The following is a 12,639-nucleotide window of genomic DNA, read 5'->3' on the forward strand; positions in this document are numbered from 1 at the left end:
GCTCAGCGGGGGATCCGGTGGGACCCCCGGGCGCGGTGCCGGAGCGGGTGGGAGGTGAACGTGACGGTCTCGTGGGACGACCGGTCATCCTGCTGGTGCCCCCAGTGTAGCCGGAGACGGCACGGCACCCCCGGACGAGGTGTCCGGGGGTGCCGTGGAACGTGCGCGGGGTGGCGTCTCAGCCGAGGGGCAGCGGGGTGAAGCCCACCTTGCGCCTGGTCTCCTGGCCGGTCTCCACGTACCCGATGCTCGCGGCGGGGACCACGGTGGTGGTGCCCTTGGAGTCCCGCAGCACCAGCGGCGAGCCGGAGCTCAGGGCCTCGGTGACCCTGGTCTGCAACTCCTCCGCGGAGAGGTCGCTGTTGACCACGAGCTCGCGTGCCACGTTCTGGACGCCGATCTTGATTTCCATGGGTAACCTCCTGCGACGGTCCCGGTCCGCGCCGTGCGCGGGCGGGAGGGTGTCCTGCGGGCCGGGTGGCGGCGCGTCAGTCCTGATCGTTGCCGCCCAGTCTAGGAGCAGGCTCCGGGTGCTCCTCGTTGAGGGACCTGATTCCGCCCCAGGCTAAACGGAACAGGCGGTCCTGGACCTCCTGCGCGGAACCGGCCTCCGGGTGGCGCACCCAGTACACCGCGGAGGTCTGCACGAGGTTCACGAGACCACGCGAGAGCAGCTGCGCCTGGGCGGACGGGACGCCCGTGTGGGGACCGAGCTGGGCTGCCACGGCGTTCGCGACGCTCCGGGAGAACTCGTCCAGGCGGGCCGCCACCTCGGGGAAGGACATGAGGTCCGCGGTGAACACCAGGCGGTGCGCCTGCGGGTGGGCGCGCACGAAGTCGAAGTGGGTGTCGATCACGTTGCGCACCCTCTCGCGGTGCGTCTGCGTGGTGGCCAGGGACGTCTCGAGGCGCCCGGAGAGCTCTGTCAGCGTTTGCTCCACCAGCCCCAGGAACAGGTCCCGCTTGCCGGGGAAGTGCTGGTAGAGGACGGGTTTCGAGACCCCGGCGGCCGCGGCGATCTCGTCCATGGACGTGGCGTGGTAGCCGCCGTCCGAGAACACCTGCAGGGCGGTGGCCAGCAGCTGCTCCTTCCGCTGGTCCCTGCTCATGCGGCGGGTGCGGGTGGGAGCGTCGTCGCTCGCTGTCATGCGGTTCTCCTCTGCGGACGGCGGTGTCCGGAACGGTGCCTACCCCGCGGCGCGGGAGCGCGGGGCTGCCACGGGGGAGTCCCCGGTGGCGTCCTGGGCGGGGTCGGAGACCTGTGGCGGGGCGACCTGCAGCCCGTACAGCGCCTCCAGGCCGGTGATGTACTCGTCCGCGCGCCCCTCGGCGGCCAGCTGGCGCGCCCGGACCGTGGGGGTGTGGAGCAGGGACTTGACCATCCGGCGCATGGCCATCTCGATCTGGTCCTCCGCCCCGGTGCAGCCGTGGTGGGTGCGGACCTTCTCCAGCTCGGCGTCCAGCACCGCCATGGTGTGCTTGCGCAGGGCCACGATGGCCTGGTCCATGGTCCGCGCGTTCTGGGCGGCCTCGAAGCCCTCCGCCGCGTGCTCGACGATCTCGCGCGCCGCGGTGACGGACTCCCTGGTCTCCTCGGGCGCGGCCACGCGCACCGACTCCAGGGTGATCAGCTCCACCTCGGGGAGGTCGGCGACGGCGGGGTCGAAGTCCCGTGCGAGCGCCAGGTCGATCACGGTGCGCGGACCACCGGGGAACGCCGAGGCGGGCATGGGCGCCGAGCCGCCGGAGCAGCCGATGATCACGTCCGCGCGGCGCAGGGCCGCGGGCAGCTCCACGCCGGTGACGGGTGAGCCGCCGCGCTGGTCCGTGAACTGCTCCGCGCGCCCGGAGCCGGAGTACACCTCGATGTCCGCGCACCCGCGGTCGCGCAGGGCGGCCATGGTGGCGCCGGCGTAGGCGCCGGTCCCGAACACCAGGGCGTGGCGGTGGGGCCAGTCCCCGGGGGTGATGTCGTCCGCGAGGTCCAGGGCCACGGAGACGATCGAGCGCCCGCGCTCGCCCAGGCCGGTGCGTGCCCCCACCTCCCGAGCCGTGCGGGCGGCGGCCTCGAAGAGCTGCACCAGGTGCGCGGAGGCGGTCCCGGACTGCCGGGCCTGGCCCAGGGCGCGTCGCACCTGCCCGGTGATCTCGCGCTCGCCCACCACTGCGGACTCCAGCCCCGACACCACGGTGAACAGGTGGCGCGGGACCTCCGGGCCCTGGTAGGCGTCCATGGTCTCCAGGACGAAGCGCTCGTCCAGGCCCGCGCGCTGCGCCACGCGCTCCACCAGCGCCTGCTCGGCGCCGGCGACGTCGCACGGGCCGTCGTCCGCGAGCTCGCCGTAGAGCTCCAGGCGGTTGCACGTGGACAGTGTGATGGCTCCCTGCAGCGCCCCGCGGGAGACGGCTTCCTCGGCCACTCCGAGGGCCCCGGTGCTCAACCGCGCGACGGTGTTGAGATCAACGGATCGGTGAGATGCGACAAGACAGAAGAGAACCACAATCCAGCCATCCTAGACGAAGTCATTCTGGTGCGCTCAGCATAGCCACCGGCCGGGCCCGCGCAGGGAGGCCGAAGGAGGGGACGGTGCGTCACCAAAACACGTCGGAGTCCTTTGGCACAATGGGACCACTATGGCTTCCCAGAACGAGCGCGCCGCCGACTCCTCCGCCCCCCACTGCGCCGAGGGCGCCGCCGTGCCCGGGAGGGCCGCCGCCACGAACGGGCGGGACGCGTTCCCCGCGCTGCCCGAGGGCCACCCGCTGCGGGCGGCCGGGGTGGCGGGTTCCCCGCTGCTGCGCACTCTGCGGGGCCAGCCCGCGCGGCACGCGCCGGTGTGGTTCATGCGACAGGCCGGGCGCTCGCTGCCGGAGTACCGCGCGGCGCGGGAGGGCACCGGCATGCTGGAGGCCTGCCTGACCCCGCACCTGGCCGCTGAGATCACGCTGCAGCCGGTGCGCCGCCACGGCGTGGACGCCGCCATCTTCTTCTCCGACATCGTGGTGCCCATGAAGCTCACCGGCGTGGACGTGGACATCGTGGCCGGCCGCGGGCCCGTCCTGGAGCACCCGGTGCGCACGGCCGCGGACGTCGCGGCGCTGCCCGAGCTCTCCGACGCCGCGCTGGACCCCGTCCGGGAGGCGGTGGCCCGCACCGTGGCGGAGCTGGGGGACACCCCGCTGATCGGCTTCGCCGGCGCCCCGTTCACCATCGCCGCCTACGCCGTGGAGGGCGGCCCGTCCCGGGACCACCTGCGCCCGCGCACCATGATGCACGCGGACCCCGCCTCCTGGGAGGCGCTGGCGTCCTGGGCCGCCCGCACCTCCGGGGCGTTCCTGCGCGCCCAGGTGGAGGCCGGGGCGTCCGCCGTGCAGCTCTTCGACTCGTGGGCCGGCTCCCTGTCCCTCGCGGACTACGAGGCGCACGTCCAGCGGCACTCCGCGCAGGCCCTGGACGCCGTCGCGGACCTGGGTGTCCCGCGCATCCACTTCGGCACCGGCACGGGGGAGCTGCTCGCCGCCATGCGGGACGCCGGGGCGGACGCCGTGGGCGTGGACCACCGCATCACCCTGGACGAGGCCTCCCGCCGGCTGGGTGGGCGTACCGTGGTGCAGGGCAACATCGACCCGGCTCTGCTGGAAGCTCCCCGCCACGTTCTCCACGAGCACACCCGGGACGTCCTGCGCCGGGGCCGTGCTGCCCCGGGACACGTGGTCAACCTGGGCCACGGCGTCCCCCCGGGAACGGACCCGGACGTCCTGAGCGATCTGGTGAGCTTCATCCACGAGGAGACCCGGTGACAACTTCCTCCGCCGACGCGCGGCGCAGCGGCACGCGGCGCCCCCGCACCGCCCTGGTGGTGGGCGGTGGTGTCGCCGGTCTCACGGCCGCACGGGACCTCGCCGCCGCCGGGCTGCGCGTGACCCTCGTGGAGGCCTCGGACCACTTCGGCGGTGCCGTGGGCGCGCACGAGGTCGCGGGTCTGGTGCTGGACTCGGGTGCCGAGTCCTTCGCCACGCGCTCCACCGCCGTGCCCGAGCTCATGGCGGAGCTCGGGCTCACGGACCGCATGGTCACCCCGGATCCCGCCGGGTCCTGGCTGTACCTGCCCGAGGGCGCGGTCCGCGCACCCCGCTCCGGAGTGCTGGGGATCCCCGCGGATCCCACGGACCCCGAGCTGCGCGAGCCGCTGGGACGCGCCGGGGTGGCACGGGCGCGGATGGACAGGATGCTCCCGGTCCGCGTGGGTGCGGGGGAGCGCACCGTGGGCGGGCTCGTGCGCGCGCGCATGGGTCAGCGCGTGGTGGAGCGCCTCGTCAGCCCCTTCGTCTCCGGCGTGTACTCCACCCACCCGGACCAGCTCGACGTCGACGCCGTGGCGCCCGGGCTGCGGGCCAAGGTGCGCGAGCTCGGCAGCCTGGGCGCGGCGGCGGGTGCGCTGCGTGCCGCGAGCCCCGCCGGCGCCAACGTGGCCGGGATCGACGGCGGCATGAACCTGCTCAGCGAACGCCTTGTCCGGGACGCCGAGCGGCTGGGCGTGAAGCTCGTGACCCGCTACGACGTCATCGCCCTGGACCGCGACCCGCGCCGACCGGGGTGGATGGTCATCCAGCGCCAGCCCACGGACGGGGACAAGACCGCTGTGGCCCGCGGGGAGCTGCTCGTGATGGCGGCGGACGGGCCCACCTCCGTGCGGCTCATGGGCTCGCACATGCCGGACGCCCAGAACTACACCCCGCGCTCGGGACCGCGGATCGCGCTCGCCACGCTGGTGCTGGACGCCCCCGCGCTCGACGCCGCCCCGCGCGGCACGGGCGTGCTCGTGAGCGACGACGTCCACGACGTCCGCGCCAAGGCCCTGACCCACTCGAGCGCCAAGTGGCAGTGGGTGGCCCGCGAGGCGGGGGAGCACCGCCACGTGGTGCGGCTCTCCTACGGCCGTGCCACCGCCCGGGGCGCCGGGCCCTCTCCCGAGGTGACCCTCGAGGACACGCACCTGATCTCCCTGGCCCTCGGGGACGCCGCCACCCTGCTGGGCGTGCCCCTCGAACCGGGGCAGCTGGTCGGGGCGGACGTGATCCGGTGGCACGCGGCGCTGCCGCGCACGGACGCCGGGCACAGCGCCCGGGTCACGGGCTTCCGGCGCGCCCTCACGGACATCCCGGACGCCGTGGCCGTGGGGGCCTGGCTGTCCGGGACCGGGCTCGCGGCGGTCGTCGCGGACACCCGGCGGCAGGTGGCGGCACTGCTCGCCAGACACGGATTCGACGCCGCCACGTGACGCGCGGCGCGGGAGGCGGGGCGGCGTCGTCGACGTCGCACGCCCGGCCCGCGCGCCGTGGCGCGGCGGCGGAGCAGAAGAGGAAGACAGCGAAAGGAAGCACGGCATGAGTGAGCACGCAAGCACCACCGCACAGGGGTCGGGCGAGCACGGCGGGGAGACGCTGCACTGGGCCGCGTACACCGTGCTGGAGCGCACGGGCAACCGTCCGCAGGACGCGGACTCGCAGGCCAACCGGGAGTCCTTCGACGCCCTGGTGGCCCGGCTCGCCGAGCGCGGGATGACCGTTCGCGGCGTGTACGACGTCTCCGGGATGCGCGAGAGCGCGGACCTGATGGTGTGGCTCACCGGCCCGGACCCGGAGGAGCTGCAGGCCGCGGTGCGCGAGCTGCGCCGCGAGCCGCTGCTGGCGGGCACCCGCCAGTCCTGGAACGCCATGGGCGTGCACCGGGACGCGGAGTTCACCCGCAACCACTCGCCGGCGTTCGCACGGGGGCAGGAGGCGCAGAAGTGGGTGTGCGTGTACCCCTTCGTGCGCTCCTACGAGTGGTACTACATGAACGCCGAGCGCCGCAACGAGATGCTCAAGAACCACGGCATGAAGGCGCGGGAGTACCCCCAGGTGCTCGCGAACACCATCGCGTGCTTCGGGCTCAACGACTTCGAGTGGCTGCTGGCCCTGGAGGCCCCCGAGCTCGTGGACCTGGTGGACATCATGCGCCACTTCCGCAACACCGAGGCCCGTCTCCACGTCCGCGAGGAGACCCCGTTCTACACGGGCCGCAGGATCACCACCGAAGAGATCGCCGAGGTGCTCGACTGAGATGACCGCAACCCCAGAGACCAATACGCTCAGCGCCGCGCGCGCCAACGAGCCCCACTCTTTCGACGCCCTGATCCTCTCCTCCTTCGGGGGGCCCGAGGGTCAGGAGGACGTGATCCCGTTCCTGCGCAACGTCACGCGCGGGCGCGGCATCCCGGACGAGCGGCTCGAGGAGGTGGCCACCCACTACCGTGCGAACGGCGGTGTGAGCCCCATCAACGCCCAGAACCGTGCCCTGCGCGACGCCCTGGAGGCCGAGCTGCGGCGCCGTGGCGTGGAGCTGCCCGTGCTGCTGGCCAACCGCAACTGGGACCCCTACGTGGCGGACGTGCTGCGCGAGTGCCACGCGCAGGGCCACCGGGACCTGCTGGTGCTCGCCACGAGCGCCTACTCCGGATACTCCAGCTGCCGCCAGTACCGCGAGGACTACGGTGTGGGCCTGGAGGAGACCGGGCTGCAGGACGAGATGCACGTGGAGAAGATCCGGCAGTACTACGACTCCGAGGGCTTCCTGCGCCCCTACGCCACCAAGCTGCGCGATTCCCTGCTCGCCCTGCGCGAGCGCACGGACGGAGACCTGCGGGTGCTGTTCACCACCCACTCCGTCCCCATGACGGACGCGAACGCCGCGGGGTCCCAGCGGATGAGCTTCGAGGAGAACTCGGCCTACGTGGCCCAGCACCTCGCCGCCGCCCGCTGGATCGTGGAGCAGGTGGGGGAGCCCATGGCCGGGGTCGAGTGGGAGCTGGTGTACCAGTCCCGCTCCGGGCCCCCGCAGGTGCCGTGGCTGGAGCCGGACATCTGCGACGTCATCGAGTCCCTGCCCGGACAGGACGTCACCGGGGTGGCCGTGGTGCCGCTGGGCTTCGTGTCCGACCACATGGAGGTGCTGTGGGACCTGGACACGGAGGCCCGTGAGGCCGCCGCCGAGGCGGGGCTGGAGTTCGAGCGCATCCCCACCGCCGGCACGGATCCGGACTTCGTGGCCGCGCTCGCGGACCTCGTGGAGCAGCGCCTGGGCACGCCCACCGCGCCGCCGCGCGTCTCCGCGTGCGCGCAGGGCACCTGGTTCGACACCTGCGCGCCGGACTGCTGCGTCAAGGTGCTGCGCGGACAGAGCGAACCGCGCCCCACGATCGCCCAGCGGCCCGTGGGGGAGCCCATCCCGGTGGGTCTGGACCACGCCGGCGAGGTGGTCTACCGGTGAGTGGTGCCGTCTTCACGGTGGGGACCCGCGGTTCGCAGCTGGCCATGACCCAGAGCCGGTGGGCCGCGGAGGCGGTCACCCGGGCGGGCGGGCCGGAGCACGAGCTCGTGACGGTGCGCACGGAGGGGGACGTCCTCACCGGGCCCCTCTCCCAGCTGGGGGGAACCGGGGTCTTCGCCACCGCTCTGCGGTCCCAGGTCCTGGACGGGCGGGTGGACCTCGCTGTGCACTCCCTCAAGGACCTGCCCACCGCCACGGTGGCAGGACTGCGCATCGCCGCCCTGCCGGAGCGGGAGGACCCCCGGGACGCCCTGTGCGCCCGGGACGGCCTCACCCTCGCGCAGCTGCCCGAGGGCGCGGCGGTGGGCACGGGCTCGCCGCGGCGCGTGGCCCAGCTGCGCGCCCTGCGCCCGGACCTCACCATCGTGGACATCCGGGGCAACGTGGGCACCCGCCTCAACCGCGTGCACCCCGGTGACCCCGGGGACCTGGACGCCGTGGTGCTCGCCGCCTCGGGACTGCGGCGCCTGGGTCTGGAGGGGCGCATCACCGAGTACCTGGACCCGCACGTGATGCTCCCGGCGCCCGGCCAGGGCGCGCTCGCGCTCGAGGTGAGCGCGCAGCTGGACCCGGACTCTCGGCTGGCCAGCGCGCTCGCGGCGGTGGACCACCAGCCCACGCGGCTCGCGGTCACCGCCGAGCGTGCGGTGCTCGCCCAGCTGGAGGCCGGGTGCGCGGCTCCCGTGGGCACGTTCGCCCGCCTCGTGGACGGTGTGCTGGAGCTGGACGTGGTGGTGGCCAACCCGGACGGCTCCGAGGTCATGCGCCGCAGCGAGAGCCTCCGGGTGGACACCCCGGCGGCCGCCGAGGCGTTCGGCCGCAGGGTCGCCGACGACCTGCTGGCCCACGGCGCCGGGCGACTGGCGCGGCTGAGCCTGTGAGCGCTCCCCGCGTGCTCGTCACCCGTGATCCCGCGTCCGCCCGGCCCCTGGCCGAGCTGCTGCGGGACCGCGGGTGGGAGCCGTGGGCGGCCCCCCTGCTCGAGGCCCAGCTCCCCGCGGACACCGAACCCCTGCGGGCGCTGCTGCGCGAGGCGGCGCACCCCACGGCGCCCACCTGGCTTTGCGTGACCTCGGCCACCACGGTCGCGGCCCTTGCGGCCGTGGCGGGGACCGCCGACTGGGGTCCCGCTCTCGAGGCCGCCCGCCACGGCGCACCCGGGCACGACGACGCCGCGGTGCCTCCCTCCGTGCGCTCAGGCCCCGGTGTCCCGGGGCCCGCCCCCCGGTTGCGGGTCGCCGCGGTGGGGACTGCCACCACCCGGGCCCTGGCGGCGTACGGTGTGGGTGTGGACTTCGTTCCCACCGCCACCTCCAGCGCCGCAGGAATGCTTGCCGAGTGGCCCGAGGAACCCGGCACCCACCGGGGCGCCACCGCCCCCCGTGCGCTGCTGCCGGCGTCCGCGCTGGCCTCCGGCACCCTCGCGGACGGTCTGACGGCCGCCGGGTGCCGTGTCGCGCGGGCCATCGCCTACGAGATGGTCCCGGTGCCCGCCGAGCGCCCCCTCACCGAGGACCGCGCCGACCACGGGCTGCGACGGCTGGGGACGGACGAGGCCCGGGCCGCGTGCGCCGCGGGAACGGTGCGCGCGGTGGTGGTCACGGCGCCGTCGCGGGCCGCAGCCCTGCTGGACGGGAACACCCCGGCCGCGGGCACCGCGTGGATCGCGATCGGCGAGCCCACCGCGCGGGCCCTGCGGGAGCGCGGCGTGGTCCCGGTGACTGCCGCGCGACCCGCACCGGAGGCGCTCGCGGACGCGGTGACGGAGGCCCTGGCCCCGCCCGGCGGCGTCGTCCGCCCCGGCGGGGGACACCCCGTGCCGGCCACGGAGCGCGAGCCACCACCAGACCCGAGACGGCAGAACGACGTGAACGACGAGAACGAGCAGGAGAGCAGCAGATGAACGACGACGTGACCTACGACCTCGTGAACCGCCCCCGGCGGTTGCGCACCACCCCGGCCATGCGCCGACTGGTGGCCGAGACCCGGGTGGCACCCTCCGAGCTGATCCTCCCGGTGTTCGTGAAGGAGGGGCTGAGCGAGCCCCAGCCGCTGTCCTCGATGCCCGGCGTGGTCCAGCACAGCATGGACTCCCTCAGGCGCGCCGCGGCGGAGGCCGTGGAGCTGGGGCTGGGCGGCTTCATGCTGTTCGGCGTGCCCGAGACGCGCGACGCGGAGGGCTCCGCGGCCCTGGACCCGGACGGGATCCTCAACCGCGGCATCCGCGCGGTGCGCGAGGAGGTGGGGGACGACATCGTGGTGATGGCGGACCTCTGCCTGGACGAGTTCACGGACCACGGCCACTGCGGTGTGCTGGACGAGCAGGGCCGCGTGGACAACGACCGCACCCTGGAGCTCTACGGCCGCATGGGCGTGGCGCAGGCCGAGGCCGGGGCGCACGTGCTGGGCCCGTCCGGGATGATGGACGGGCAGGTGGGCGTGATCCGTGCCGCCCTGGACGCGGCCGGCCACGAGGACGTCTCCATCCTCGCGTACACCGCCAAGTACTCCTCCGCCTTCTACGGCCCGTTCCGCGAGGCTGTGGACTCCACCCTCACGGGCGACCGCAAGACCTACCAGATGGACCCCGCCAACCGGCGCGAGGCCATGGTGGAGCTGCAGGCGGACCTGGACGAGGGTGCGGACATGGTCATGGTCAAGCCGGCCATGAGCTACCTGGACATCCTGCGGGAGGTCGCGGACGCGTCCCCCGTGCCGGTGTCCGCCTACCAGATCTCCGGCGAGTACGCGATGATCGAGGCCGCCTCCGCGAACGGCTGGATCAACCGTGACGCCGCCGTCCGCGAGTCAGTGCTGTCCATCAAGCGGGCCGGTGCGAGCTCCATCCTCACCTACTACGCCTCCGAGCTCGCCCGGTGGTTCCACCAGGAGAACGGCCGGTGAGTGCCCCGCGTCCGCGCGGTCTGCCCGGTGCGCCACGGTGTCCCCGGGACGTGCTCCCGGCGAAAGGAATGAAGTGATCTCATGAGTGTTTCCCAGGAACTGTTCGACCGTGCCCGCCGCGTGATGCCGGGCGGCGTGAACTCGCCCGTGCGCGCGTTCAACTCGGTGGGCGGCACCCCGCCGTTCATCGCCGCCGCCAAGGGCCCGTACCTCACGGACGTGGACGGGCGGGAGTACGTGGACCTCGTGTGCTCGTGGGGCCCGGCCCTGCTGGGCCACGCCCACCCCGTGGTCACCGAGGCGGTGCACGAGGCCGTGGAGCGCGGTCTGGGCTTCGGCGCCACCACCCGTGGGGAGACCGAGCTCGCGGAGCTCGTGGTGGACCGCGTGGGTCCCCTGGAGGAGATCCGCATGGTCTCCACGGGCACGGAGGCCACCATGACCTCCCTGCGCCTGGCCCGCGGCTACACGGGGCGGGACCTCGTGGTGAAGTTCGCCGGGTGCTACCACGGCCACGTGGACTCCCTGCTCTCGGAGGCCGGCTCCGGCGTGGCCACGCTGGCCCTGCCCGGCTCGGCGGGGGTCACGGCGGCCACCGCCGCCCAGACGCTCGTGCTGCCCTATAACGACGTCCCCGCCCTCGAGGCTGTCTTCGCCGAGCACCCCGGTGAGATCGCCGCGGTCATCACGGAGGCCGCCCCGTGCAACATGGGCGTGGTCACCCCGGAGAACGGCTTCAACGCCGAGATCCGGCGGATCACCCGGGACAACGGCGCCCTGATGATCCTGGACGAGGTGCTCACGGGCTTCCGCGTCCACGAGGCGGGCTACTGGGGTCTGAGCGACGCCGCCGGGGAGACCTGGGCGCCGGACCTGTTCACGTTCGGCAAGGTGATCGGCGGCGGGCTGCCCACCGCCGCGCTCGGCGGGCGCCGGGACATCATGGAATATCTGGCACCCACAGGCCCCGTCTACCAGGCGGGCACCCTGTCCGGGAACCCGGTGGCGATGGCCGCGGGCCTGGCCACTCTCAAGTGCGCGGACGCGGCGGCCTACCAGACCATCGACCGCCGCTCCGAGCAGCTGCGCGCCGGTCTGCGCGAGGCCCTGGACGCCGCAGGTGTCGACCACTCCATCCAGGAGGCGGGCAACCTGTTCTCCGTGGCGTTCGGCACGCGCGCCAGGGGGGTCCACGACTACGCCGACGCGAAGGCCCAGGAGAGCTTCCGGTACACGCCGTTCTTCCACTCGATGCTGGACGCCGGCGTCTACCTGCCGCCCTCCGTGTTCGAGGCGTGGTTCCTCTCCGCGGCGCACGACGACTCCGCCATGGACCGGATCCTTTCGGCCCTGCCCGCCGCGGCCCAGGCCGCCGCCGAGGCACGGCCTCCGCAGGACTGAGCCGGTCCGTCCTGGCTGACGGCCACGGGCCACGCACACCGCACGCACGACGACGGCGCGGCACCTCCCGGGGTGCCGCGCCGTCGTCGTGCCCCGCGGCTAGGGCAGCGGGTGCACGGGCCAGGTCCCGTCCACCACGGCGGCGGGGTCCTTGCGCCGGAAGTACTCCTGCAGCGAGGCGGCCTGCTCGACGGCCCAGCGGATCTGCAGCTCGTGGAGGGCGGCCGCGGGCTGCCGCAGCTCGGCGAAGCGCTCGGCCATGGTGCTCGCGAGCCGCTCCGTGGCCAGGGCGTCCGCGGCGGAGGTGTGGGCGGCGTCGAGCACCACGCCGTACTCCTCGCACAGCGCCCCCAGGGTCCGCTTGCCGCGGCGGTAGCGGTGCACCTGCTTGTTGAGCACGAACGGGTCCAGGACCGGGTGCGGCCGCGGGACGGGCAGGCCGTGGCGCTCGCACTCGCGCGTGAGCACCGTGAGGTCGTAGGCGGCGTTGAAGGCCAGCACGGGGGTCCCCCTGTCCCAGAACCCCGCCAGCAGCTGTGCCAGCTCGGCGGTGACCTCTGCGACCGGCCGGCCCTCGGCGCGGGCGCGCTCGGTGCTCACGCCGTGCACCGCGGCGGCCTCGGCGGGGATCTCCACCCCCGGGTCCGCGAGCCACTCCCACTGCTGAAGAACCTCCCCGGCGGGGGAGACGAGCACGGCCGAGGCGGTGACGATGCGCGCCTGCTGCGGGTCGCGGCCCGTGGTCTCCAGGTCGAAGCTCACCCGCGGGCTGGAGGTCCACGAGCTGGCCTCCGTCCCGGACAGGGTCTCGGGTGGTCCCTCGAACAGCGCGGGCTGCTCGGTCCCGGCACTCGGCGTGGCGGTCCGTGGGGGTGCCGCGGGCGGGGCGGGGGCGTCGAAGAGGGCGGGCTGGGCGTCGTCGGGGTGTTGCGGGGAAGACATGGTCCCACGCTACCGGCCAC

Annotated in this window: 12 protein-coding genes; 8 read left to right on the plus strand and 4 right to left on the minus strand. The window is 74.2% G+C overall.

Going from position 1 to position 12,639, the window contains the following annotated elements; translation table 11 throughout:
• Positions 1 to 178: 178 nt before the first annotated feature.
• The 3 genes from Q4A22_RS05000 to Q4A22_RS05010 form a co-directional block, all read right to left on the minus strand.
• On the minus strand, positions 179 to 412 hold the full coding sequence (locus tag Q4A22_RS05000) for a DUF3107 domain-containing protein (RefSeq protein ID WP_303177628.1): 234 nt from the start codon (positions 410 to 412) through the stop codon (positions 179 to 181).
• Positions 413 to 488: 76 nt separating this feature from the next.
• The gene (locus tag Q4A22_RS05005) at positions 489 to 1,148 is read right to left on the minus strand and encodes a TetR/AcrR family transcriptional regulator (RefSeq protein ID WP_303177629.1); all 660 of its coding nucleotides are present in this window, start codon (positions 1,146 to 1,148) and stop codon (positions 489 to 491) included.
• Between the two features lie 39 nt (positions 1,149 to 1,187).
• Positions 1,188 to 2,501, minus strand: coding sequence for a glutamyl-tRNA reductase (locus tag Q4A22_RS05010; RefSeq protein ID WP_303177630.1), 1,314 nt, complete (start codon positions 2,499 to 2,501; stop codon positions 1,188 to 1,190).
• A gap of 133 nt (positions 2,502 to 2,634) precedes the next feature.
• Between Q4A22_RS05010 and hemE the strand changes: the two genes are divergently transcribed.
• The 8 genes from hemE to hemL all read left to right on the plus strand — a co-directional run bounded on the left by hemE (position 2,635) and on the right by hemL (position 11,677).
• Positions 2,635 to 3,801, plus strand: coding sequence for a uroporphyrinogen decarboxylase (hemE, locus tag Q4A22_RS05015; RefSeq protein WP_303177631.1), 1,167 nt, complete (start codon positions 2,635 to 2,637; stop codon positions 3,799 to 3,801).
• Positions 3,798 to 5,282, plus strand: a complete 1,485-nt coding sequence (hemG, locus tag Q4A22_RS05020; protein ID WP_303177632.1) for a protoporphyrinogen oxidase — start codon at positions 3,798 to 3,800, stop codon at positions 5,280 to 5,282. Before hemE ends, hemG begins: the two co-directional genes overlap by 4 nt.
• A gap of 106 nt (positions 5,283 to 5,388) precedes the next feature.
• On the plus strand, positions 5,389 to 6,105 hold the full coding sequence (gene hemQ / locus Q4A22_RS05025) for a hydrogen peroxide-dependent heme synthase (RefSeq protein WP_303177633.1): 717 nt from the start codon (positions 5,389 to 5,391) through the stop codon (positions 6,103 to 6,105).
• Position 6,106: 1 nt separating this feature from the next.
• Positions 6,107 to 7,312, plus strand: a complete 1,206-nt coding sequence (locus Q4A22_RS05030) for a ferrochelatase (RefSeq protein ID WP_303177634.1) — start codon at positions 6,107 to 6,109, stop codon at positions 7,310 to 7,312.
• Entirely contained in the window at positions 7,309 to 8,253 is a 945-nt protein-coding gene (hemC, locus tag Q4A22_RS05035) for a hydroxymethylbilane synthase (RefSeq protein WP_303177635.1), read from the plus strand. The genes Q4A22_RS05030 and hemC overlap by 4 nt, the downstream gene beginning before the upstream one ends.
• A complete protein-coding gene (locus tag Q4A22_RS05040; RefSeq protein WP_303177636.1) occupies positions 8,250 to 9,275 on the plus strand; it encodes a uroporphyrinogen-III synthase in 1,026 nt (341 codons plus the stop codon). Before hemC ends, Q4A22_RS05040 begins: the two co-directional genes overlap by 4 nt.
• Positions 9,272 to 10,276 carry a porphobilinogen synthase gene (gene hemB, locus Q4A22_RS05045; RefSeq protein WP_303177637.1) on the plus strand — a complete coding sequence of 335 codons (1,005 nt, stop codon included), beginning with the start codon at positions 9,272 to 9,274 and terminating at the stop codon, positions 10,274 to 10,276. The genes Q4A22_RS05040 and hemB overlap by 4 nt, the downstream gene beginning before the upstream one ends.
• 81 nt (positions 10,277 to 10,357) lie before the next feature.
• Positions 10,358 to 11,677, plus strand: coding sequence for a glutamate-1-semialdehyde 2,1-aminomutase (gene hemL, locus Q4A22_RS05050; protein WP_303177638.1), 1,320 nt, complete (start codon positions 10,358 to 10,360; stop codon positions 11,675 to 11,677).
• 99 nt (positions 11,678 to 11,776) lie between these two features.
• Here hemL and Q4A22_RS05055 read toward each other — a convergent pair whose 3' ends face one another.
• Positions 11,777 to 12,619 carry a 3'-5' exonuclease gene (locus tag Q4A22_RS05055; RefSeq protein WP_303177639.1) on the minus strand — a complete coding sequence of 281 codons (843 nt, stop codon included), beginning with the start codon at positions 12,617 to 12,619 and terminating at the stop codon, positions 11,777 to 11,779.
• Between the last annotated feature and the right edge of the window lie 20 nt (positions 12,620 to 12,639).

The organism is Kocuria sp. (assembly GCF_030530945.1).
In the GTDB taxonomy this organism is placed as follows: Bacteria; Actinomycetota; Actinomycetes; order Actinomycetales; family Micrococcaceae; genus Kocuria.

Excerpts from the sequence above, each read along its gene's own strand:
- Q4A22_RS05000 (WP_303177628.1), bottom strand. The coding sequence starts at position 412 with ATGGAAATCAAGATCGGCGTCCAGAACGTGGCACGCGAGCTCGTGGTC.
- Q4A22_RS05005 (WP_303177629.1), bottom strand. The coding sequence starts at position 1,148 with ATGACAGCGAGCGACGACGCTCCCACCCGCACCCGCCGCATGAGCAGG.
- hemE (WP_303177631.1), top strand. The coding sequence starts at position 2,635 with ATGGCTTCCCAGAACGAGCGCGCCGCCGACTCCTCCGCCCCCCACTGC.
- hemQ (WP_303177633.1), top strand. The coding sequence starts at position 5,389 with ATGAGTGAGCACGCAAGCACCACCGCACAGGGGTCGGGCGAGCACGGC.
- Q4A22_RS05030 (WP_303177634.1), top strand. The coding sequence starts at position 6,107 with ATGACCGCAACCCCAGAGACCAATACGCTCAGCGCCGCGCGCGCCAAC.
- hemB (WP_303177637.1), top strand. The coding sequence starts at position 9,272 with ATGAACGACGACGTGACCTACGACCTCGTGAACCGCCCCCGGCGGTTG.
- hemL (WP_303177638.1), top strand. The coding sequence starts at position 10,358 with ATGAGTGTTTCCCAGGAACTGTTCGACCGTGCCCGCCGCGTGATGCCG.
- Q4A22_RS05055 (WP_303177639.1), bottom strand. The coding sequence starts at position 12,619 with ATGTCTTCCCCGCAACACCCCGACGACGCCCAGCCCGCCCTCTTCGAC.